This window comes from Microbulbifer variabilis (assembly GCF_052468405.1).
Genome location: NZ_CP174343.1, coordinates 1162189 through 1183500, shown reverse-complemented (window position 1 = coordinate 1183500; position 21312 = coordinate 1162189). Strand labels below are relative to the sequence as shown.

Annotated in this window: 15 protein-coding genes; 9 read left to right on the top strand and 6 right to left on the bottom strand. The window is 47.7% G+C overall.

The window, feature by feature from the left end:
* Positions 1-202 precede the first annotated feature (202 nt).
* The 3 genes from cobN to ACJJJB_RS05670 are packed head-to-tail and all read right to left on the bottom strand — an operon-like array spanning position 203 to position 5033.
* On the bottom strand, positions 203-4153 hold the full coding sequence (gene cobN / locus ACJJJB_RS05680; protein ID WP_445365867.1) for a cobaltochelatase subunit CobN: 3951 nt from the start codon (positions 4151-4153) through the stop codon (positions 203-205).
* Between the two features lie 2 nt (positions 4154-4155).
* A complete protein-coding gene (locus tag ACJJJB_RS05675) occupies positions 4156-4503 on the bottom strand; it encodes a DUF2149 domain-containing protein (RefSeq protein ID WP_020414951.1) in 348 nt (115 codons plus the stop codon).
* The gene (locus ACJJJB_RS05670; protein ID WP_020414950.1) at positions 4503-5033 is read right to left on the bottom strand and encodes a MotA/TolQ/ExbB proton channel family protein; all 531 of its coding nucleotides are present in this window, start codon (positions 5031-5033) and stop codon (positions 4503-4505) included. The genes ACJJJB_RS05675 and ACJJJB_RS05670 overlap by 1 nt, the downstream gene beginning before the upstream one ends.
* 229 nt (positions 5034-5262) lie before the next feature.
* Here ACJJJB_RS05670 and ACJJJB_RS05665 point away from each other — a divergent pair, with 229 nt between their 5' ends.
* Positions 5263-7434, top strand: coding sequence for a TonB-dependent hemoglobin/transferrin/lactoferrin family receptor (locus tag ACJJJB_RS05665; protein ID WP_445365866.1), 2172 nt, complete (start codon positions 5263-5265; stop codon positions 7432-7434).
* Between the two features lie 336 nt (positions 7435-7770).
* Here ACJJJB_RS05665 and ACJJJB_RS05660 read toward each other — a convergent pair whose 3' ends face one another.
* Positions 7771-8691, bottom strand: a complete 921-nt coding sequence (locus ACJJJB_RS05660) for a LysR family transcriptional regulator (protein ID WP_445365865.1) — start codon at positions 8689-8691, stop codon at positions 7771-7773.
* Between the two features lie 126 nt (positions 8692-8817).
* Between ACJJJB_RS05660 and ACJJJB_RS05655 the strand changes: the two genes are divergently transcribed.
* Entirely contained in the window at positions 8818-9555 is a 738-nt protein-coding gene (locus ACJJJB_RS05655) for a glycine betaine ABC transporter substrate-binding protein (RefSeq protein ID WP_020414947.1), read from the top strand.
* A 33-nt stretch (positions 9556-9588) separates the two neighbouring features.
* Positions 9589-10695: an L-dopachrome tautomerase-related protein gene (locus ACJJJB_RS05650; protein WP_445365864.1), complete on the top strand. Its 1107-nt coding sequence runs from the start codon at positions 9589-9591 to the stop codon at positions 10693-10695.
* A 98-nt stretch (positions 10696-10793) separates the two neighbouring features.
* Here ACJJJB_RS05650 and ACJJJB_RS05645 read toward each other — a convergent pair whose 3' ends face one another.
* Entirely contained in the window at positions 10794-11000 is a 207-nt protein-coding gene (locus tag ACJJJB_RS05645) for a DUF2905 domain-containing protein (protein WP_445365863.1), read from the bottom strand.
* A gap of 187 nt (positions 11001-11187) precedes the next feature.
* On the opposite strand from ACJJJB_RS05645, the gene ACJJJB_RS05640 reads away from it, so the two are divergent.
* The 6 genes from ACJJJB_RS05640 (at position 11188) to ACJJJB_RS05615 (ending at position 18171) form a co-directional block, all read left to right on the top strand.
* Entirely contained in the window at positions 11188-12348 is a 1161-nt protein-coding gene (locus ACJJJB_RS05640; RefSeq protein ID WP_020414944.1) for a PQQ-dependent sugar dehydrogenase, read from the top strand.
* Between the two features lie 112 nt (positions 12349-12460).
* Positions 12461-14113, top strand: coding sequence for an amidohydrolase (locus ACJJJB_RS05635; RefSeq protein WP_444945261.1), 1653 nt, complete (start codon positions 12461-12463; stop codon positions 14111-14113).
* 947 nt (positions 14114-15060) lie between these two features.
* Positions 15061-16071: a DUF4062 domain-containing protein gene (locus tag ACJJJB_RS05630; protein ID WP_444901804.1), complete on the top strand. Its 1011-nt coding sequence runs from the start codon at positions 15061-15063 to the stop codon at positions 16069-16071.
* Positions 16072-16249: 178 nt separating this feature from the next.
* The gene (locus tag ACJJJB_RS05625; RefSeq protein ID WP_444945263.1) at positions 16250-16942 is read left to right on the top strand and encodes an RraA family protein; all 693 of its coding nucleotides are present in this window, start codon (positions 16250-16252) and stop codon (positions 16940-16942) included.
* Positions 16911-17510 carry a GNAT family N-acetyltransferase gene (locus tag ACJJJB_RS05620; RefSeq protein WP_353375150.1) on the top strand — a complete coding sequence of 200 codons (600 nt, stop codon included), beginning with the start codon at positions 16911-16913 and terminating at the stop codon, positions 17508-17510. Before ACJJJB_RS05625 ends, ACJJJB_RS05620 begins: the two co-directional genes overlap by 32 nt.
* Positions 17511-17748: 238 nt before the next feature.
* On the top strand, positions 17749-18171 hold the full coding sequence (locus ACJJJB_RS05615) for a hypothetical protein (RefSeq protein ID WP_444945264.1): 423 nt from the start codon (positions 17749-17751) through the stop codon (positions 18169-18171).
* A 576-nt stretch (positions 18172-18747) separates the two neighbouring features.
* Here the strand turns inward: ACJJJB_RS05615 and ACJJJB_RS05610 are convergent.
* Positions 18748-20946: a M3 family metallopeptidase gene (locus ACJJJB_RS05610; protein ID WP_020414938.1), complete on the bottom strand. Its 2199-nt coding sequence runs from the start codon at positions 20944-20946 to the stop codon at positions 18748-18750.
* Positions 20947-21312 lie beyond the last annotated feature (366 nt).

Sequence of the window (21312 nt, the reverse complement as noted above, 5' to 3'; positions counted from 1 at the left end):
GTAGCCTGTGAGCGTTCTCTGACTTTACCTGCTGGATAGGAAAAAATATCGACAGGTTCCTGAAAAATGACAACAACATTGGCTCAAAAATTTTTTTACCAAAAAAGAAAAAAGCCAGCAACGCTGGTAAGAATTGCTGGCCTTAACTGATCAAAAAGTGACTTTAGGATTGGCTTTTATTGCCTAGGGTAATGCCCAATGCCTAGGCATGGGTCACTCGCTGCCCTCCCTCCTCAAAAAAGCGCTCAAAAAATACGCTAATAAATCCGGTGATAACAATTGCCAACAGTAATAACCACAAGAAGTCCTGGGGCTTATCCTGAGCTGCTGGCTCTTTTACTTCTTCTAGTTTCTGCCCACTTACTTGCTGAGACGCGGGAGCGCTGTTAGCGACATTATCTACCGTCTGGCCACTTACAAGCGTGGCAAGACCAAATCCAAGGGCCTGCTGATTCACAAAATCAGTAAATTTTTCATTGTCTGTTGCTACGTCGTGCTGGTTGGCGAGTTCGGTGTAAGTCTCAACCATTTTCCTTAGCGTTTCTGCATCGGCAGGCCAGTAACCCTTTCGCACGGCTTCCAGCATGCGCTCCAGCATTTGCGCCAAGGCTTCCGCATTGTGCTCCTCAAAGAACTCACGCATATCCATTTGGTATTTATCATCCACGTAGACTTCAAACATCTCCTGCCATTGGTCGTCGCGAATGGTTTCCGGGGTCATCACCTCCCAGCCCCACATGTTGTTCACGCGATCCAGAATTGCCGTTGCGCCGGCATAGCCGGATTCCTGCATCGCCTCAATCCAGCGGGGATGGAAGTAACGGCTGCGCATTTCCTGATTGACAAACTCTCCCAGGGTCTGGGTTTTAATGTTGTCCTTACGGCGCAGATTGGATACGTACATCTCTGGCGTCTTACCGTCGAGATTGCGCACCGCTAGCCCCATACCACCAAAGTACTGGAAAGGATCGTCATTGGTCATCATCGCGTAGAGGTTGGTGGAACGTGAGAAAATGACCCCATCAGTACCGGAAAGCACCTTGCCATAAAGTGCAACATTACGCTGGTCCTCGCTCCAACGGGACTCATCCTTGCCATAGGCAAACCCCATGCGGCGCATATACAGATCGGCCAGCTTGTCGTCTGTCTCCCAGCTGTCGGAAGCCAGGCTGGCACCATTCAGGCCGGTACCGTAATTGCCACTTTCATTGGAGAAAATACGCACGGAGGAAAGATAGCGGGCATCCTCCTCGGAGCTGCCCTCTTCCTTTAGCTGTTGCAGTAAGGCCTGACTGTGGCGATAAACAAAGTTGTTCTCCTCCTTCATCTGCGCCACTTTATCGATGGCTTCCGCCAGCCACAGCATCACATTAGGGAAAGCATCGCGGTAAAGGCCCGTAGCAGAGATCACCACATCGATACGAGGGCGCTTTAACTCTGAATAGGGAATCACCTCAGTTCCAGTAACATTGCCCTGCTGATTCCATTTGGGCTTGAGACCCAGCGCATGCAGTATTTGCGCTTCCAACGCACCTTGGTGGCGCATCGTCTCCAGGGACCAAAGGGAGAATGCCAGCTTATCCGGGAAACGGCCGTGTTTTTCCCGATAGTCGGCAATGGTTTGTTCCATCAGTTGAACGCCGGCCTCATAAGCCTCCTTGGACGGCACTTTGGCAGGGTTGAATCCAATGAGGTTGCGACCGGTAGGCACTGCCTGCGGGTTGCGAATAGGGTCACCCCCATAGCTCACCGGAATGTACTCACCGTCGAGCGCCAGCATCAGGTTTTGTAGCTCAGCGATACCGGCAAAGTTATCGGCATACTCCCGGCCCTGCTGCAGGTAATTTTGCAGCTCTTCAGAAAGTTCTGGCAACTTACGGCCAGCCAGGTAGGCATTTAACAGCTGATAACCCGGCTGTGCTTCCAAGGCGACTACATTGCGTTCATCCAGCACCTGATCCTGCGGCAAACTCAGGCTCTGGTCGCTCTCATATTGGCCGGCGGCGGAGATAAAGTTTTCACCCAGCATTTGCAGCATGGTGCTGGTGAGATGCTCTGACTTGGGCAGCTGACCAAAACGATGGATACCCAGTGGCTGGCTCATTTCAGCCAGTTGGGCCAAGTGGTCCTGAAGACGACTGAGCTGGCCATCGAAATCAGCCCGCAGGGTTTCAGCGCTGATTTCTAAATCCTTGAGCATATTCAGCTTGTCCGCCAGGGCGATAATGCGCTCCTGGGTATTCTGCCGGGTTTGCCCTTCTTCCAGAATCAGGTAATTACCAATCAACTCAGAGAGTTCGGCCACCTCAGCATAAAGACCCGCTTTAGCGAAGCCCGGTGTCAGGTGGCTGATCATAGTCGCACGTCCGCGACGCTTGGCCTGCATAGCCTCGCCTACATTATCAATAATGTAGGGATAAAATACCGGGATATTACCCAGAGCCAAATTTGGGGCGTCGAACACAGAGAGCCCGCGCTCCTTACCGGTTAACCATTCCTGGGAACCATGTGTCCCCAAGTGAATATAGGCATCGGCCCCGAAAGTTTTGCGCGCGTAGAGATAAACCGCCAGGTAGGCATGGTTTACCGGGGTTTTCATATCGTGATACAGGGATGCATGGTCTTTTGCATTATCCGCGCGCACCCCCTGTGGCAGGACAATCAGGTTACCCAATGTCATACGTGGGATCACAAACGCCCGCTCACCATTATGGTCTGCCAACATGGCGTTATCTTCCGGCTTACCCCATCGCTCCACAATGGGGTCACGCACAGAGGCCGGCAAACTATCAAACCAATCGACGTAGCTGGAAAGTGGCATCCAGTCAGCCAAACCTTTATCAATCAACGCAGTGCTGTCTTCACGACGATAATAGGGGCGTAGCAATTGGCCGGCCCAGTCGATCAGGGTCTTGGAGTCCTGCTGTTCTATTTGATAGCCACGCTCCGCCATAGATTTGGCGATAGACTCGATGGAGGAAGGTACATCGAGGAAGGCCGCACCAATATTCTTCTCACCGGGAGGGTAGTTCCAGATAAAGGTAGCCACCTTTTTCTGGCTATTTTTTTTATAGCCAAGAGAAGCATGGCTCCACGCGCGTTCCACCAGCGCATTGAGCTGATCTGCCATCACAACCTTATTGCCATCTTCGCTTGCCGCAACAATTACCGGGTCGATACTGCCGGTATCTTCAGGCATTACCAGGAAGAATGGGGTTAATGAAGGAGAAACCCCACTATTATCAGCAAGGTAATCCGCTTCACTACCCTCGGTATAGTTCAGAGCGTGAATAACTGGAACGCCCAGCTTTTTGAACTCTGCGCGACGTTTACTCACATAATGGAGAGAGCGGTAATTGATCATCAGATCAATACGTGTTTGCCCTGCTTCGTCCTGTAATAAATCAGGGTAGGAAAGCGGCAGGTCCTCACCTTCAAAGAAAAAGGCAAAAGCCTTAGCACCTTTTTCTTCCAGACCAGCCAAAATTGCATCTACAACCTGCTGCTGCTCGTAATCCACTACTGAGCGATGGATAGCCAGACCTATAACCGGCTGCTCTCCTGATACCTGCAGCCACTTAAAGAAATCCCCTTCGCTGTCAGTCACCAGATTTGGCAGGCGCGGATGATAAAAACCTACCTTGGGCACAATAATAGGATCGGCTACAGGCAGCTCTGTAAGGCCAAAGACTCCCGCGGAGAGGAACTGCATCAAATGCCGGTAGTTCTGACGCCCAGCATTATTGAAATACGCAGCGATGGATTGGTGCTGTTCAGAGGTCAGCCCCTGGTTCATGGAGGCGTTATCGGCATCTCCCAGGGAAACCACTGGCACTTTGGGGTACTGGGTTAGCAGAGGTTGGTATTTTCCAAACATAAATTGGGAGAGTGCCGGATTGATACCATCTAGCATCACCAAATTGGAGGAACCCCAAGCCTGCGCTATTTGCTCTTCACTCTTACCTTTGCTATTAAAAATCTCCAGGGTAAACGGCTGATCTGCAGCCAAATCAGATAACAGCTCCCCTTTGGCTTTCGCTGTATGACTGGACATCATCAACAAAACTTTGGGCTTATCGCTGGCCTGCACCATCATCGCAGTGAAGGCTATTACGATGAAGCATGCCAATTGCATGCACACCTTCTTCAACATGACTATTTACCCCCTACAGCCTTGTCTTTTGCGGACTCTTCTTTTCCTTCCGGCACATAAACCAGGCTGCCGTCTGCCATCTGGTAAGCAACACCCGCGCGAGTGCCCTCTCCCGATCCAATTTCGCCGGTGGATTTGTACTGCTTGATTTCTTCCCCATCTTTTACAATAACTTCCATATTGGGCTCACCGGCATTCTTGATCACCGTGACCTTTTCGTTGGAAAAAACGTTTAACGGGTTTTGTGCAATAGCGATGAGCAGTGCGGCAATAATCACCAGAAAGACATCAATCAAGTTAACCGCACTCAGAATCGGGTTAAGTTCTTCATCTTCATCCAGGAAGCGCATCAGGCGGCCTCCTTCAATTTGCGAATGTTAATCAGCTCAGCGGCAAACCAACGCTTCTTTACCGAGGCCGGCCAGAAGGTCAGAGTGGAAATCGCGAGACCCCAGATCACAGCAGCAAAAGCGATAATCAGGTTTTCACTGATACCCTGGATATTGCCATCGGCCAAGGCACGCAGCGCCGGCCCCATAGGGATCATGGTGGCAATCAAGCCCAGCATGGGCGCGATACGAGTGACCATGCGTAGCATTTCCAATTTTTTAAGTGCAAAAACTTCCAGCTCGTCATCACATGCCAAAGGATGTCGCACGTAATAATTGTGCACCTGGTAGCCTGGAAGGCCCTCTTTCCGACCTTGCTTCAGAGCCAAACTGTAAGCGACAGCATTGCGCCGGCGCAGCATCCATAGAGAGATGAAGCGTCCCGTTGCGTAAAGCGAGTAGATAAAAAGGACCAGAATCGCCAGCAATACCGGGGCCATAAATAAATCAGCCACATCGGCCATCAGGTTCTCAATTATCGAAATATTCATTGCAAGCCTCCTCAGCCCAGCACTTTCGCTCTGTATCAATGGCCGCGGAAACTAGCGGAACTACCTTTAAACGTCAAATTTAATCTAATTGATAGTGATTCGCATTTGGCTTTACATTATAAAAATCATCCCTATAATCCTCCCCCAATTGGCTCCATTGGTGAGTACCCACACCTTCACAGCCGACCAACCAGAGCAGAAGTACAGAAATTACCTCAAGGACAACACCATGAAACTTCGCCCAATTGCAGCGGCCCTACTCGGCCTGGCATCCGCCGCTAACCTGCATGCCGAAACTTCAGGTTCGGCAGCCAACAGCGAACTGGAGCTGATCGTGGTCAGCGGCCGCGCGGAAAAGCCGCTAAAAGATGTCGCAGGAAGTGTTTCTGTTGTCACTACCGATGAAATTGAACAGCTTCAGCTGAACGATATGAATCAGCTGTTCCAATACGAGCCCGGAGTTGAAGTAACCGGCGCTGCGGGCAGTGCACAAAACATTCTGGTACGCGGCATGGGTGGCGACCGGGTACTGATTATCAAAGACGGTATGCGGGTTAACGAAGGCTATGGGGCCGATGGCCAGAATGACATCATCGGCCGCGGCTTTATCGAAATAGATACCCTCAAGCAGGTAGAAGTCGCCAAGGGTGCTGCCTCTTCCCTGTATGGCTCTGATGCGCTCGCCGGCATCGTGGTCTTCACTACCAAAGATGCCAGCGACTATCTGGAGGATGGTGAGCAATTCGGCGGCGCGATCAAAACCGGGTACACAGGTATTACCAGTCAATCACACATATCACCTGCTCTTGCCTTGCGCACCGGCAATTTTGAGCAACTGCTGCATACCACCTTCCGCGAAGGAGAAGAGCAGCAAAATTTCAATGAGAGCCAGGACCCCTTCGAAATTGAGTCGAAGAGCTTGCTATACAAGGCCAAGTACAGCCTTGGTGGTGAGGACTTTATCAGCTTCAGCATCGATCACTGGAACCAGGAAAGTACCGGCGACAGCGCCGATGGCCTGCTCCACTATTTCCGCGGACTAGCTGATTACGGCTACAACATCGTCAAGGAAGAATCGGTTTCTGATAAAAAGGTCCGCGCTTACCAACTGCGTTACCACAGCGAAACCCCAAGCGCAGTCTATGACCAACTGAATATCAGCCTGTACCAAAACAAATCCGAACAGGAAGACGAACAATATGGTCAGCTGGACATCAATGCTCCTATGTTCGGTGTTTTCGAAATCCGTGATATGTGGGAGACCAGCCTTTACCGTCAAGACACCATTGGCTTCCTTTCCAATGCCAGCAAGACCCTGAGCGAAACTCACACCCTGGGATATGGCCTCGACCTGGAAAAAACCGAAAGCCGCCGTACCGTACACCAGTACCGCGAAGTGGAAGACAGCTCCACCATGGACGTGACTACTGACAAATTCCCGGAAAACGAAGTTTCCCGCGCGGGCTTATTCCTGAACGACGAAATGACTTTTGCCAATGGCCAGCTGGTTGTAACCCCCGGGATACGCTACGACTGGTACGAGATGGACCCCAACGGCGCTGAGAAAACTGACGGCACTCCTTTTGCCACAATTGAAGAAAGCAATACCTCCTTCAACCTGGGAGCCCTGTACAAACTCAACGCTCGTTTGTCTGCCTTCGCCCAGTACGGCCAGGGTTTCAAAGTGCCGGCCTACGATTTGGCCTATATCGAGCACTACCTGCAACCAACCTCTACCTATGCTTACGAGGTGCTGCCAGCTGACGACCTGTCTCCAGAAACCAGCGACTCTTTCGAGCTTGGTCTGCGTGGACACCTGGGTCCGATTGCCTTTAGCACTGCCGCTTTCTACACCGAGTATGATGACTTCCTCGAAACTGCACTTATAAACAGCGAAACTTTCTTCAACGATGATGGCAGCTTCTCTCACGTATTTGAGCAATACCAATACCAAAACATCGACTCAGTGACGATTAAAGGGGTTGAGTTAAGTGCGAATTGGTACCTTTCTCCAGCGTTCGAGCTATTTGCAAATGCCAGCTATCAACGCGGTGAAAACGACACTACCGGCGAATACCTCACCAGTATCAGCCCGCTTTCCGGTGTCATTGGTGCCAGCTACACAGGCGCACAACTTTCCAGCCAGGTACTGGTACGCTGGGCGGACCGTATGGATCGGGTGAATGAAGGAGAAACAGAAGCTCCAGGCTATGGCTCTGTAGACTGGACGCTGGGTTATCAGTTGATGGAGCAGATGTCTCTCAACCTGGCCGTCAACAATCTACTCGACAAAGAGTATGTGCCCTACCTGAATGTAGCTGGCTGGGAGGAAGGCAGTGATATCTACGTAAACTCTGCTCCGGGCCGCACTTTTTCTGCATCCGTTAAGTACGATTTCTAAGTTATTAATCCGGCTAATTAGTGGATAGCCGGATTGATGCGGCGCAAGGAAGCGCCGTCGCTGGTCACGGCCAGCAAAGTCCCTGAAATACAAGTCACTCTGCGCTTTGCGCAATTTCAGAGGTGTAATCAAGTAGGTCAAGGACGACCTTTTTTTGATTACTGGAGAAGTCTTTCTCCTACTCTCCTATAAGTCCCTTGCGGCCGCCCCCATGCGGCCTTTTTTAATTTAGATTAAAAAAATATTTTTAGCTGTTAACTGTTTTCTAAAAATATAAGTTTTTGAAATTTTCTAAATATTCAATACTCCGGCACTCCCATAAGATCCGTTCAGGAACTAAGTATTAGCTACTTCTATTGATTTAAAGCGCTGCGCCAACCTATCTGCAAATTCACCCACACGTCTGGGCTGAGCGCGACTCGGTGGAAAGAGCATTTGCAGCGGTATTGCGGAGGGTGTGTACTCGCTTAACAACCTAACCAACCTCCCAGCTCGGATATCCGAGCCGACATCCAGCTCAGATTTCAAAATGATACCAAGTCCATTCAAGCACCACTGTCGAGCTAGCTCACCGTCATTGGTAATCCGGTCTCCCCGCACCGTGACCGCTCTTGAAACTTCACTTTTCTGTCCTTTAACCTCTTCTCTGAAGCGCCAGCTATTGTCCAGATTCTCCCCAAAGCGCATTACTAAGCAGTTATGGCTTATTAAATCTTCAGGCTTTTTCGGAGTGCCATACTTTTCCAGGTAGGCCGGAGAGGCACAAACAATACGCTGCTTACTGCCTAAGGTTCTGACCCGCAGTGAACTGTCAGTGATGGATCCAAACCTCAACGCGACATCTATACCTTGGCCAACGGTATCTACATAGCCGTCGGACAGCAGCAACTCTATCGAAACCGCCGGATGGTCCTGTAAGAAACGGTCTATTTCGGGCGCTACAATTGCCCTCCCAAGGTCACAGGGTGCGCTAATCCGTATCGTTCCCGAAAGGGTTTGCGCCCCCAAGCGGATACGGGACTCCAGGTCCTCAACTTCGCCAAGAACCAACTTGGCTCCCTCAACCAGAGTTCGCCCCTCGTCGGTGAGACTGATCGCCCGCGTGGTTCGGTTTAACAAGACGACACCAAAATGAGCTTCTAGGGCCGCAAGACGCTCAGATACTGTACTGGAGGAGAGGCCTGAGTCACGTGCAGCGGATACAAGACTGCCTTTCTCGACAATCTGAAGAAACAGCGAAAGGTTAGCAAGAAGCATTGTACGTCTAAACCGGATATTCATTTCGATAAATGACAGTTTATCCGGCAAATATAGGAGACCACAATACTCCTATCAGCAGTTACTACTATCCGGTCAGCAACGCATATTGCAGGGAGATGAGATATGGATAAAAGCATTCGTATTGGTCACATCGCATTGTCATTCCATGAGGCCAGCGCTCTGGAAGTCGCCAAAATTCTTCAATCTTATGGCCACGAGGTGAGCTTCAAGTCTGCCTCTCACGAGGCCGCTTTCGACATGTTAAATAAAGGGGAAATCGATCTACTGGCTTCGGCATGGCTGCCGTCCAGCCACGAGATCTACTTAAACCCCTTCCTTGATCAGGTAGAAAAAGTGTCTGTGCTTTATGAGCCCTACTGTATTTGGGGAGTTCCTGAGTATGTGCCTGAAGAAGCGGTTTCCACTATCGAAGATCTTTTGCATGAACCGGCACTGAACCGTATGGAGCGATTGATACAAGGTATCAATCCTGGAGCCGGCATCAGCCGTTTTTCCGCAAAGATGATCCAGGCATATGGGCTCGACAAAGCCGGTTACGAATTTCGCCCTGGATCTGAGGAAGACTGCTTCGACCGGTTTGAGCAGGCAGTTGCAGAGAACCGGTGGACTGTCATTCCTCTATGGCATCCACAGTTTCTACATAACCGCTACACCATCCGTGCCCTCAAAGAACCCAAAGGGCTATTGGGCACTCAAGATGAAGCGACCCTTATCGTCCGCAAAGATGCCAAACAGAGAATTGGTGATGCTGCCATGGCAGACCTCTCACAGCTTTACATTGGCAATAGCAAATTGAGCGCTTTAGAGGACGAGCTCCGCACACGATCAAAAACCCAATAAAACCTCTCGAAATTCAAACTTGGAAAGTTAAATATGAAATCTCTGAACAGTTTAATTGCTGCATTTGCCCTACTCGGAATTGGCAGCGTTGCATCCTACTCGAGCTATGCAGTTGAGTCAGGGGCCCTGCAGACGGTTACAGAGTTTACGGACTCCCGTGCGGCGGGCGTTGCAGTCACTCCCAGTGGTCGAATTCTGGTAAGCATGCACCCTTTGGATGCACCAAAATTGAAAGTGATGGAAGTAATGGCCAACGGAACCAAACAGCCATTCCCCAACCGCGATTGGGCCGATGGGCCAGAAACCGGTAAGGTCGGTTTTACTTCAGTTATTGGCATACACTCCGACAGTGAAGGGATTGTCTGGATTTTGGATATGGGTAGTGAGAATTCCCCCACTCAATTAGTTGCCTGGGATAGCGTAAATAATAAATTGCACAGGCAACTGGAAATTTCTAGATCTTCACTACTCACCAACTCTTTCCCACAAGATTTTGCCCTGGATGAGAAGCGTCAGAAAATTTATATCGCTGATATGTCTTTTGGTAACTTCAACGGCGCTACTAAACCGGCGATCATTGTAGTTGACCTTAAGACAGGGCAGTCACGACGGGTACTGGAGAGCGCCGATGCTTTTATGCCCCCCAACCAGGATGTCGTGATTGATGGCGTACTGTTATCAGCAAAAACCAAAGAAAATTCCAGTAAAAGCTTACGCTTTGGCCTGAACCCCATAGCATTGGATGATCAGGGTGAGTGGTTATATTTCGGCACCTTAAGTGGTAATACCCTATACCGCTTACCTGCAGCACTACTGGCTGACCATAGAATTTCCAATGAGAAGCTTGCCTCTAACATTGAAGAATTTGGGCCAAAGAATCCAAGCGATGGCATTGTGATGGCACCGGGGAATGGGATTCTCGTTACTGACCTGCAAAATAATGCGATAGGTTTAACCACAAAAGGCGATTATAAAATTCTGGTGCAAGACAAGCAGCTTTCATGGCCCGACAGCTTGGCAGTAAGCAACGGCTGGGTTTATATCACTCAGGATCAACTGCACCAGCACCCGGCCTTCAGTTCAGGTCTTGGTAACGCAAAACCGCCCTACAAGCTGATGCGCTTCCGCTATATGCACTAAAGCCACCCTCCCCACCAATTACTCATTTGGTGGGGACTTTCCTCTTACATTCCACTATCTACGTTCTGTCTAATCAATTACCAAGCTAAATTTGAAAACTAACGTCTAAAGAGATTCACCAGCAAACTTAACACCAAACTGATAATGATCATGGACACGATGGGAAAGTAAAATCGTGTACGTCCGGACTCAACGCGGATATCTCCTGGCAGACGCCCAAACCAGTTAAACAGCCAGGGCGCAAAATGCAACAGCACACCAAGGACCACCAAGATAAACCCTGCAACAATCATCCAGCGGGCCATTTATCCCGCCTCCTCAAGCTATTTCAATCAGTGGAAGTCTAAACCGACGTATATACATTTAAGCGTAATACTGAGGGCGCTACTCATACAACCCTGCCGCATCTATTGGAAGCCTCACCGCTGATATACTTCAAGAGTTTCCGCCCACCGACTACCCCACTTCCAGAAACATTTTTCAGGAGGCAAAGTGAGAAGGATCTCAATCGCGACAACAGTTGTACTTATTTACGCAATTATCGCAAGTAACTGTTTTGCTGATACACGCATATCCCGCGGTGCGATTCCTGTCATTGATAATGTAAAGCTGAGCCAGGTAGCTGGCCCTATCGAATATCCCTGGGGTATTGCACTGCTGCCGGATGGCGCTTTATTGATCACTCAGCGTAATGGAAAAATACGCACCATAAAAGATGGCAACCTCTCAGATCCCGTAGACTTTCCCGTTCAGGTTTACTTTGAGGGCCAAGGCGGCCTCCTGGATGTGGCAGCCAGTCCCAACTTTGCAAAGGATAATTTGCTCTTTTTCAGTTACTCAATCGGCAATACGCAAGACAACCGTCTTGCCATCGGCCGAGGCAAGTGGCAGAACGACACTCTACAAGACTTTGAGGAAATATTTAAAGCCGCCCAGGGGAAAACAAATGACCGGCATTTCGGTTCACGATTTGCATTCCTACCCGATGGTACTCTGTTGGCGACCATCGGCGATGGAGGAAATCCCCCGCAGGCATACCTGGATATATTTGCACGCGAACAGGGGCAAAACCTACATACGCATTTTGGCTCTGTAATTCGTATCAAGCCTGACGGCTCAGTACCTGACGACAACCCCTTTATTGATATGAAAGGCGCCCAACCGGAAATCTGGAGCTTTGGCCATCGTAACCCCCAAGGGCTCGCCATTGATCCAGAGACTAAAGTGGTATGGTCGAATGAACATGGCCCCGCCGCGGGCGATGAACTGAATCGACTTGAAAAAGGAGCCAACTTCGGCTGGCCACGGGTCACTTTTGGCAGGGACTACCGCGATGGCTCAAATATCTCCTTCAAAATTGCCGATCCGGAATTTGTATCCCCTATTCTTGCCTGGATAGATACCCATGCCCCTGGCGGCCTCACCGTATATACAGGCAAAGCCTTCCCTCAATGGCGTGGACACCTGCTTTCAGCAGGATTAGTCACTCAAGACTTAAGAGTCATTGACCCCGAGGGCGATGCGCTTACCGGTGAACAACGCATCGTGATTGGCGAGAGAGTCCGCGACTCTGAAATCGGGGCAGATGGTACCCTCTATGTGATCACCGATGGCCCTCAAGGCAGGTTACTGCGTATCGACCCCGATCAATAAGAGAGCTGGCAATCACCAACGGGAAGTAAATTCCGCTTCCCGTGTTTGCCTTTCCATAAGAGCTAAAGCCGCCATAGAATAGCTGACAATTAAAACAAAAAGGCTATCAACTATGCGACTTTCCCGCGTTCTGGCTGTAGCACTCCTCGCCGCTTCGTCTGTCAGCGCCCAAGCTGTAACAGTGATACACAATTTTTCAGGCTATCAAACCACCGATAAAGCCCTGATCCAGTTCAGCGCCATGGCCTTCGATCAAGGGAAGGTATTGGAAACTGGCAGCATTACCGAGCTGAATAAGAAGTATCCTGATGCAGACAAGATTGATGCCAATGGCAAAACTCTACTACCCGGTTTAATTGATGCCCACGGCCATATGTTGGGCCTGGGCCAGCTCAATACTATGCTGGACCTGCGCGACCAATCACTGGAGGAAGCCCTGAAGTCCATCAAGCGCCACGCCGAACACTTGGCGCCCAATGAGTGGCTCCTAGGAAGAGGCTGGAATCAGGTCACCTGGCCAGGCAAACAATTTCCCACGAGCGACCAATTGGATGCCCTGGAAATTGATCATCCGATCTGGCTACGGCGGGTAGATGGCCATGCCGGTTGGACCAACGCCAAAGCGCTGCGTCTCGCCGGCGTAGATAAAAATACCCAATCGCCGGAAGGCGGTGAGATTCTGCGGAATAGCAAAGGCGAACCTTCAGGCATCTTGATTGACAATGCAATGGGTCTTTTACAAAAGGCCATTCCAGCCCCCACTCTCACCCAAGAAAAGAAATCCCTACAGAATGCCTTCGCCAAGGCGCTCTCTCTGGGCCTTACCAGCGTGCATGATGCAGGTATTAACGAGAAAACTCTTAACGCCTATAGAGAACTATCTAAAGAAGGTGCTATCCCCATGCGGATGTACCCTATGTTGTCAGTAGACAGCCACAACTATGCCAAATTGCTAAAAGCCGGCCATATCGGCGGTCCCGAAGATCGACTGTATATGCGCAGTATTAAGTTATCGGCCGATGGTGCCTTGGGCAGTCGTGGTGCAGCGCTACTGGAACCCTATCACGATCGTCCATCGGAAAAAGGGCTTCTACTCTACCCAGAAACCAAAATGCTCTCTCTGCTTAAATTAGCTACCGATAACGATTTTCAAGTGAATGTCCATGCCATCGGCGATAGAGCCAACCATATCGTACTCAATCACCTGGAGACACTGGATAAGGCTGAAAGCCAGAAGCAGCTTCGCCACCGTGTGGAGCACGCACAGGTCATAGAAGTGAAGGATATTCCTCGCTTTACCCAGCTTAATCTGATTGCCTCGATGCAGCCCACCCATGCCACCAGTGATAAAAACATGGCTGGTGATCGTTTGGGAGAGAAACGCCTGATCGGTGCTTACGCCTGGCAAACCCTATTAGATCAAGGTACACCAATCGCTGCCGGCTCCGATTTCCCTGTAGAGCCCGCCAATCCCCTTTTCGGACTCCATGCAGCAGTAACCCGCCGTGATCGCCAGGGAAATCCCACTGATGGTTGGCGCACCGAGGAAGCAATGACCCTGGAGCAGGCGCTACGTGCATTCACCCTTGACGCAGCCTATGCCAGCCACCAGGAGAAAATGATTGGCAGCCTTGAAGCTGGAAAATTCGCAGACTTTATTTTACTGGACAAGAATATCTTTGAGATAGACCCTCAAGAAATCTGGAAAGCAAAAGTAATGGAAACCTGGGTTGAGGGGGAAAGGGTTTATAAAACCACTTTCTGATAAGAATAATGGGCTTTTCTTAACAGCAGTGGCTTAAAGTACTTTTTTGAAGAACTACCTTTGCAATAAGTTACAGTAAGCACTCAAGAATTTTAGGAAGAGCCCGCAAACGACCTAAAAAAGCCAAATGCTATAGCGTAATGAGCAAACTTGTTTTCATGTATAATCTTAGGTGCTCTAAATTCGAATACCCAGGTCATTTCTACTTCAGGTTCCAGGCTTACCTAGTCTTTGACTCAGCGGCCAGGCCATCTCATAAAAGCCTACCTGGATTGTATAAAACCAAAAGTATCAAAATCCACTTTAATCCCCCCCAAAAAAATAAATCTAATTATTAAAAACAGAATTTAAAGGTAAGTGATCAACAACTAACTTCATCAAATATCAGATCTAGATATTACTTTGGACATATTGCAGATAGCAACCATCTTGCCATACATCAAAAAGCTCAATAACAGTTTGTCTGTAAGAAAAAGCTGACTTACCACCTTCAAAAGATTATCAACAGATGAAAATAGCCCACCAGATTACAGGATATTCAGATGGGACCTTTTAACAAGTGGCCGACAGTGATAGAGTTTGCTGGTCTCCAAATGATTTCCATTTGATGATAAAATCTGGGGGATACATTGAACCCCTTAATATGTTCAATGTAAGTACACAAGGAAGAAAAAATCGTGCTAGATGTCACAACCGCTTTTTACTCCCTCAAGAATTGCAATAAAACTGCAGTGTGTTCTTTGAATATAAAGCCAGTGATCAGCCACGATATTAAATATCTTTACTACCACCAACCGATCCTACACTCTAAAAACAGTGCAATTCTAAGCAACAAATTTCGGTTCTTATAAAATATTCATACATTTGCAAAATGTTTACATCCTTTTTTACAGTCGTTAATCAGAAATCTATTTAAACATCTTTCAAAAGCCTGAGTACACTAAAGTATGGATAAAAGATATCAAGTTTTTGTCAGCTCAACCTATGTTGATTTAAAAGAAGAGAGACAGAAAGTTCTTCAGACCCTGATGGAAATGGATTGTATCCCTGCTGGAATGGAGCTATTTCCTGCAGCAGACGAAGAACAATGGGAGTTCATTCAGAGAGTTATAGATGATTGTGACTATTACCTGCTTATAATTGGTGGTCGCTATGGATCAATAGCCGATAACGGTCTTAGCTATACTGAGAAAGAATTTGACTATGCTGTTAGCAAAGGAATCAAAGTTATTGCTCTATTACATGACTCCCCTGAATTACTACCCAGAGCAAAGACTGAAAAAAGTGAAGAGCTTGAGAGAAAGCTAAATAAATTTAGAGAAAAAGTTAGTAGTGGGAGACTGGTTCGATTTTGGTCAGACCCAAGGCAGTTACCAGGCGAAGTCGCCCTTAGCTTAAATAAAACAATAAAAATATTCCCCTCTACAGGATGGGTTAGAGCTAATTCAACAGCCTCACCAGATTTACTTATAGAACTCAACAATTTAAGAAAGCTAAATGATTCACTCAAATTGCAACTCGAAAACCTAAATAGAAGCTCGTTTATTATTCCATTATCCGACTTAGCAGATTGGCATGACTCTATTAATATAACAGGAACTTACTCTGTTAACGCAAGTAGTATCAATTATGAAATACTTGATAAAACCTGGAAAACAGAGACTACATGGAGTAAATTATTCTCAATCATCTCACCATACTTGACGCGCTCACCACATGAAAATTTAGTAAGCAATTTCATTGCAACTGAATTTAATAGATCCACATCAAGTAAACTGAATGCCTCAGATTTCAAAGTAGATCAACAAGTATTATTCTCTATACGAGTTCAATTTATAGCGTTAAGCTTGATATCTATTGATAGAGATGGAAACTGGCTTTTGACTGAAGCCGGAAATAATAAGATGATCGAATCCAGAGTTTCTCGAAGAGTGCATCCAGAAGAGCTAAGTACTTGATAAGCATATTAGCTTTACTCCCAATTATTAATCACAGATCCAATGCTTCACACTGCCAACCCTTTACGATGCTACTACTAGCTTTCCCAGGAGTGGCAGGAACAAATTAAGTAATTTGACACTTTGGTATTGATGTACTTATATCTTTGCTTATCAATCCTAAATAGCTGCGTTTTCCATGATAGAAGACAGCCCAACCCTCAAGCTACACCGTAACTTTACCCGCCCATCTCAGGCCGACATAAACGTGTTACGCAATACGCCAACAGAATTTATTGTCGACTGTATGGATGGTCGCGGATCTCTACACCATGCTATTAAACCGATATTACCAATGGACTCCTCAATAGTCGGTATAGCGGTCACCTGCGAATGTGGCCCTGCGGACAATCTTGGTGTTCTGGGAGCGCTCGACGTAGCGCAACCTGGTGACATAGTGGTTGCCTCAACAGATTCATATACTCAAACAGCGGTAATTGGCGATTTAGTGCTGGGCATGATGAAAAACAAAGGGGTGATAGGATTTGTCACTGATGGGTTGGTTCGAGATTTAGAAGGAATAGAACGTCTTTCACTTCCTGTGTTTTGCAAAGGGGTTACACCGAATTCACCAGCTAGAAACGGCCCGGCATCAGCTGGCCTCCCTGTAAACCTTGATTCAACCCATATCTGCTCAGGTGACATTATTATTGCAGACCGAGCTGGAGTTATTGTCGTACCCTTACAGCAATTGAACGCCATAAGCAGTAAACTCCAAAAAGTAAAAAATGACGAAGCAGCTTTGCAGCAAGCTGTAGAAACTGGCCTAACCCTACCCCCCTTTTATAAGGAAATCGTTAATGCTGGCAAAGTTGTCGAACTTGATAAGTAACTTTGCCATAAAAGATCCAGCAAAAAAAATTACTGGGAAAGGGGAGCCTCTTCAAGCATTGACAACGATAACATACCCTAGTGCACGATATGACAATATGAAGTATCAAAATACGATTGAATATACTCAAATACCAGAAAAGGATGTCCCCCTCTCACTTTTACTTGAGGCCGACCCATCCAAAAAACATATACGCTCCTATCTGCCTGGTTCCTGGTGCTTTGCAGCCATTGACACTAACCATATTAAAGGCATTTGCGTTGCAAATAGAGTTGATACATTCATTGCGGAGATTTTCAATATTTCTATTTCCCCAGAGAAACAAAAACAAGGAATTGGCACTAAGCTCCTGGAATTCTCACTTTCGGAACTAACCTCAAAAGGAATCCATAGAGTTGAACTCGGCACAGGCACTTTTGGCTATCAGTTAACTTTCTATCAGCGCCATGGCTTTAGAGTGGAAGCTGTCATCAGGGATTATTTCCTAAATAATTATGATCAGCCAATTTTTGAAAATGACTTGCAACACAAGGACATGCTTAGGCTCTATATAGAATTAAACAGCTAAGTTGAAACCCATACCATCAGAAAACCTTAGATTCAAGATCTTTTTCACTGGAAGAGCTCAAGCCAATATCGTTGACATCAAGAATATATATTTTTACTAAAAAGTGCGGAATTAAGGATAGTTTATCTATTTTACTTCAGAAGAAACGTTTTCAAATTGAACCAGATAAAACTATTGCTCAAACAAGCATTCAATAATATAGTTTCTCTTTAAGAATCCTGTGATAAAATAGCACACAATGCGTCAAGCCATGTTCCTCATTAAAGCCACTACTGCTTGGATTGTCATGGTTATGGCTGCAATTGCAAATGGATTTTTTAGAGAGAGTATTTTAAATCCATATTTGGGAGAGAAACTATCTTTACCAATAAGTGGATTGACTCTATCAGCACTTGTATTTGCAATAGCCTACAGGGCTGTAAAATATTTTCAGTTAGATTCTATAATTACCTGCTTTATACTTGGTTCACTTTGGGCTTTTCTCACATTTTTGTTTGAGTATGGTTTTGGTTACTACATACAAAACATGACCATCGATGAAATCAATCAAGTTTTCAATATTATGAGCGGCAATCTATTTATTTTTGTTATTATTACAGCCTTGATATCACCGGTTGTACTTGCAGCTCGAAAGAAGGGATCAAAGGAAACTCCGAGTTAAGCCGGATATATTTTATCCTAGCCATATTTTCATCTGCCATTTCCAGCAGCATTAGCTTTCGCTTCAACAATATTGGTTAAATTCACGACAATAGAACTATCTAAATTACAATAGATATAATACCTCCCCTGCTATTTATATAATCAACTTATAAAACAACCTGGATGCTGGCAGCTGGCCTGAAACTCTGGTCAGCTGGAAAGATTGGCCCTATAGCAGCAGGACGCATATGATCCAATACAATCGGGATTATTGCCGACCTACTTGTTATACCCTGGCCATACGTTTGGTCAACTTATATTGTTAAAACAAAATTATTTCACCATGGCTCAACTCATGGCTCAACTACTATAGGAGCACAAGTGCTAGATTCACAGAGCCTGCTGGAGGGCCCGAAAAAACTGCTGCTTAACTCCTGAATTTTAATATCCCGTTCAGGCTTGCATATAAACTCACGCCCCCCTTATTGGCTTACGAATTATTTATTTGCGAGTCAAATATTTCCATATGCCACATATAAAAAAGCCGCATCAAAAGATGCGGCTTTTTCGTGAACGAGCTATTGAAACTAAGTTCTCAGCCTTCCTTTTTCTTTGGTACCGGGAAACCACGATCACGCATCAACGCTTCGATATTGGCGTCACGGCCACGGAAAGCGCGATAAGCATCTGCGGGGTCCACAGCGTTACGCGGTGCAAACAGGTGTTCAACCAGCTTGGCAGCAACGCCCTTGTCGTAAAAACCACCTTTAGATTCAGCAAACGCCTCAGACGCATCAGAGGTCAGTACATCAGCCCACATATAGCCATAGTAACCGGCGGAGTAACCCTCACCAGAGAAGATATGACCAAAGTGCGGCGTGCGGTGGCGCATTACCAGCTCCTTCGGCATACCCAGTTTGTCCAGTGTTTCACGCTCAAACTTGTCGGGGTCGATACCTTCAGGATTAGCGGTATGGAACTTCATATCAATCAAGGCAGAAGCCAGGTACTCAGTAGTGGCGAAGCCCTGGTTGAATTTGGCTGCTTTCTTGATCTTGGCTACCAGATCAGCAGGGATCGGCTCGCCAGTTTTGTAGTGCACCAGGTAGTTGTCGATTACCGCATCGGTGGACAGCCAGCGCTCCAACAGCTGAGACTGGAACTCGGTGTAGTCACGTACACCGCTGTTCAAGGTTGGGTAGGTCACATTGGATGCGAGGAAGTGCAGCGCGTGGCCAAACTCATGGAAGAACGTCTCTGCATCATCCCAACTTACCAGTACAGGCTCGCCGGGTGCGCCTTTGATAAAGTTGGAGTTGTTGGACGACAGTACATTCTTCTTGCCATCAAAGGTGGAGTGGTCACGATACATAGTAGCCCAGGCACCGGAGCGCTTACCTGCGCGAGCGAATGGGTCCAGATACCAGAGGCCGATATGCTCGCCACTGGTCTTATCGTTCACTTCCCAGACTTTAACGTCTTCATGGAATACCGGCACTGAGCCTTCTTTTACCGGGGTGAATTTGAAGTTAAACAACTCACCAGCCACGTAGAACATAGCTTCGCGCAAGTTGTCCAGTTGCAGGTACTGCTTCACTTCATCAGAGTTCAGGTCGTACTTGGCTTTACGAACCTTCTCCGCGTAGTAGCGGTAGTCCCAGGGCTCAATGGTGATATTGGCTTTTTCGGCATCGGCTACGGCCTGCATATCAGCCACTTCTTCTTTCACTCGGGCAACTGCTGCTGGCCATACTGCCTCCATCAGCTCCATAGCGCGCTCAGGAGTCTTCGCCATACGGTCCTGCAGACGCCATTGAGCGTAGTTATCGAAGCCCTGCAGGCCTACTCGCTCATCACGCAGCTTCAGGATTTCAGCGATGATGGCGTTGTTATCGTGCTGATCGCCATTGTCGCCACGGCTGTAGTAGTTGGTCCATACTTGCTTTCGCAGCTCGCGATCATCGGAGTAAGTCAGGAATGGGTCCATAGAGGAGCGGGAATTGGTAATCGCGTACTTACCCTTCTCGCCTTTCTCTTCTGCCAGCGCTGCGGCAGCTGCAACAAAGGACTCCGGCAGGCCGGCCAACTGATCTTTGGTCAGGAAGATATCGTAGCCTTCCTCATCCGCCAGCACGTTGTTGGAAAACTTGGTGTAAAGCTCCGCCAGGCGCTTATTGATCTCAGCATAGCGCTCCTTGGCTTCACCTTGCACCGTGGCACCGTTAGTAGAGAACTGGGTATAGATCAGCTCAACAACACGTTTTTGTTCAGCATCCAGATCCATCGAGTTACGCTGGTCGTAGATGGCCTTGATACGATTAAACAGAGCTTCATTCTGGTAAATTTTGGACTCGTAATCAGCCCACAGAGGTGCCAACTCCTGTTGGACCTTACGAAACTCTGGAGAGGACATATTAGCGGCCCAGATTCCGTAGTAAGCAGTAGCACGGCCCAATTCGGCGCCGCCGCGCTCCATCGGCACGATAGTATTGGCAAAGGTGGGCTTGGCTGGGTTGGCAGCAATGGCCTCAAGTTCAGCCAAATTGATCTCAATGCCCTTCTCAATCGCGGGCTTGAGATCTTTCAGGTTCATCTTGTCAAACGCAGGTACACCACCGTAGGGACCAGTCCACTCAGCAAGAAGCATGTTACTGGCGTGCTCTGGAGTTACAGCCATGGACTCTTCAGCTTTCACAGTGTCTTTAGCTACCTCAGCCTGCTTTGCCTTTTCACCACAACCGCCCACAACCGCCAGGGATGCGGCTACGGCTAGTGCGATCATTGTCTGACGCATTTGCTATCTCCTCTAAGATAGAGTTTTGTAATAGTTTTAAGGTCGAGAGTTTAACCCCAGATGCCCCACCCAGGCCAACTTTACCGCCTCAGATGCCTGAAGCTGCGGTAAACAGAGAGATTTCCACGACAACCTCCAACACCTGATCAACCTATGAAACGCCGCCCAGGCAAGTACTCCGTCTGCTTTCTTGATAACGACTTTTTAAGTAAATAGTTTATAATGCATCAAAAGTATGACTTTATGGTCAGATAGCTGATCCGTTATCTACCAAAGAAGCCTCAGGCCTTCTTTGTACCCATCAAATGTCAGTACAAAGCCTCAGCTCCCGCTCAAAGAAGGAAGAAGCAGGCCTGATATCTCCTG

Coding starts and splice junctions, on each gene's coding strand:
- cobN (WP_445365867.1), bottom strand. CDS start 4,153: ATGTTGAAGAAGGTGTGCATGCAATTGGCATGCTTCATCGTAATAGCC.
- ACJJJB_RS05675 (WP_020414951.1), bottom strand. CDS start 4,503: ATGCGCTTCCTGGATGAAGATGAAGAACTTAACCCGATTCTGAGTGCG.
- ACJJJB_RS05670 (WP_020414950.1), bottom strand. CDS start 5,033: ATGAATATTTCGATAATTGAGAACCTGATGGCCGATGTGGCTGATTTA.
- ACJJJB_RS05665 (WP_445365866.1), top strand. CDS start 5,263: ATGAAACTTCGCCCAATTGCAGCGGCCCTACTCGGCCTGGCATCCGCC.
- ACJJJB_RS05660 (WP_445365865.1), bottom strand. CDS start 8,691: ATGCTTCTTGCTAACCTTTCGCTGTTTCTTCAGATTGTCGAGAAAGGC.
- ACJJJB_RS05655 (WP_020414947.1), top strand. CDS start 8,818: ATGGATAAAAGCATTCGTATTGGTCACATCGCATTGTCATTCCATGAG.
- ACJJJB_RS05650 (WP_445365864.1), top strand. CDS start 9,589: ATGAAATCTCTGAACAGTTTAATTGCTGCATTTGCCCTACTCGGAATT.
- ACJJJB_RS05645 (WP_445365863.1), bottom strand. CDS start 11,000: ATGGCCCGCTGGATGATTGTTGCAGGGTTTATCTTGGTGGTCCTTGGT.
- ACJJJB_RS05635 (WP_444945261.1), top strand. CDS start 12,461: ATGCGACTTTCCCGCGTTCTGGCTGTAGCACTCCTCGCCGCTTCGTCT.
- ACJJJB_RS05630 (WP_444901804.1), top strand. CDS start 15,061: ATGGATAAAAGATATCAAGTTTTTGTCAGCTCAACCTATGTTGATTTA.
- ACJJJB_RS05625 (WP_444945263.1), top strand. CDS start 16,250: ATGATAGAAGACAGCCCAACCCTCAAGCTACACCGTAACTTTACCCGC.
- ACJJJB_RS05620 (WP_353375150.1), top strand. CDS start 16,911: ATGCTGGCAAAGTTGTCGAACTTGATAAGTAACTTTGCCATAAAAGAT.
- ACJJJB_RS05615 (WP_444945264.1), top strand. CDS start 17,749: ATGCGTCAAGCCATGTTCCTCATTAAAGCCACTACTGCTTGGATTGTC.
- ACJJJB_RS05610 (WP_020414938.1), bottom strand. CDS start 20,946: ATGCGTCAGACAATGATCGCACTAGCCGTAGCCGCATCCCTGGCGGTT.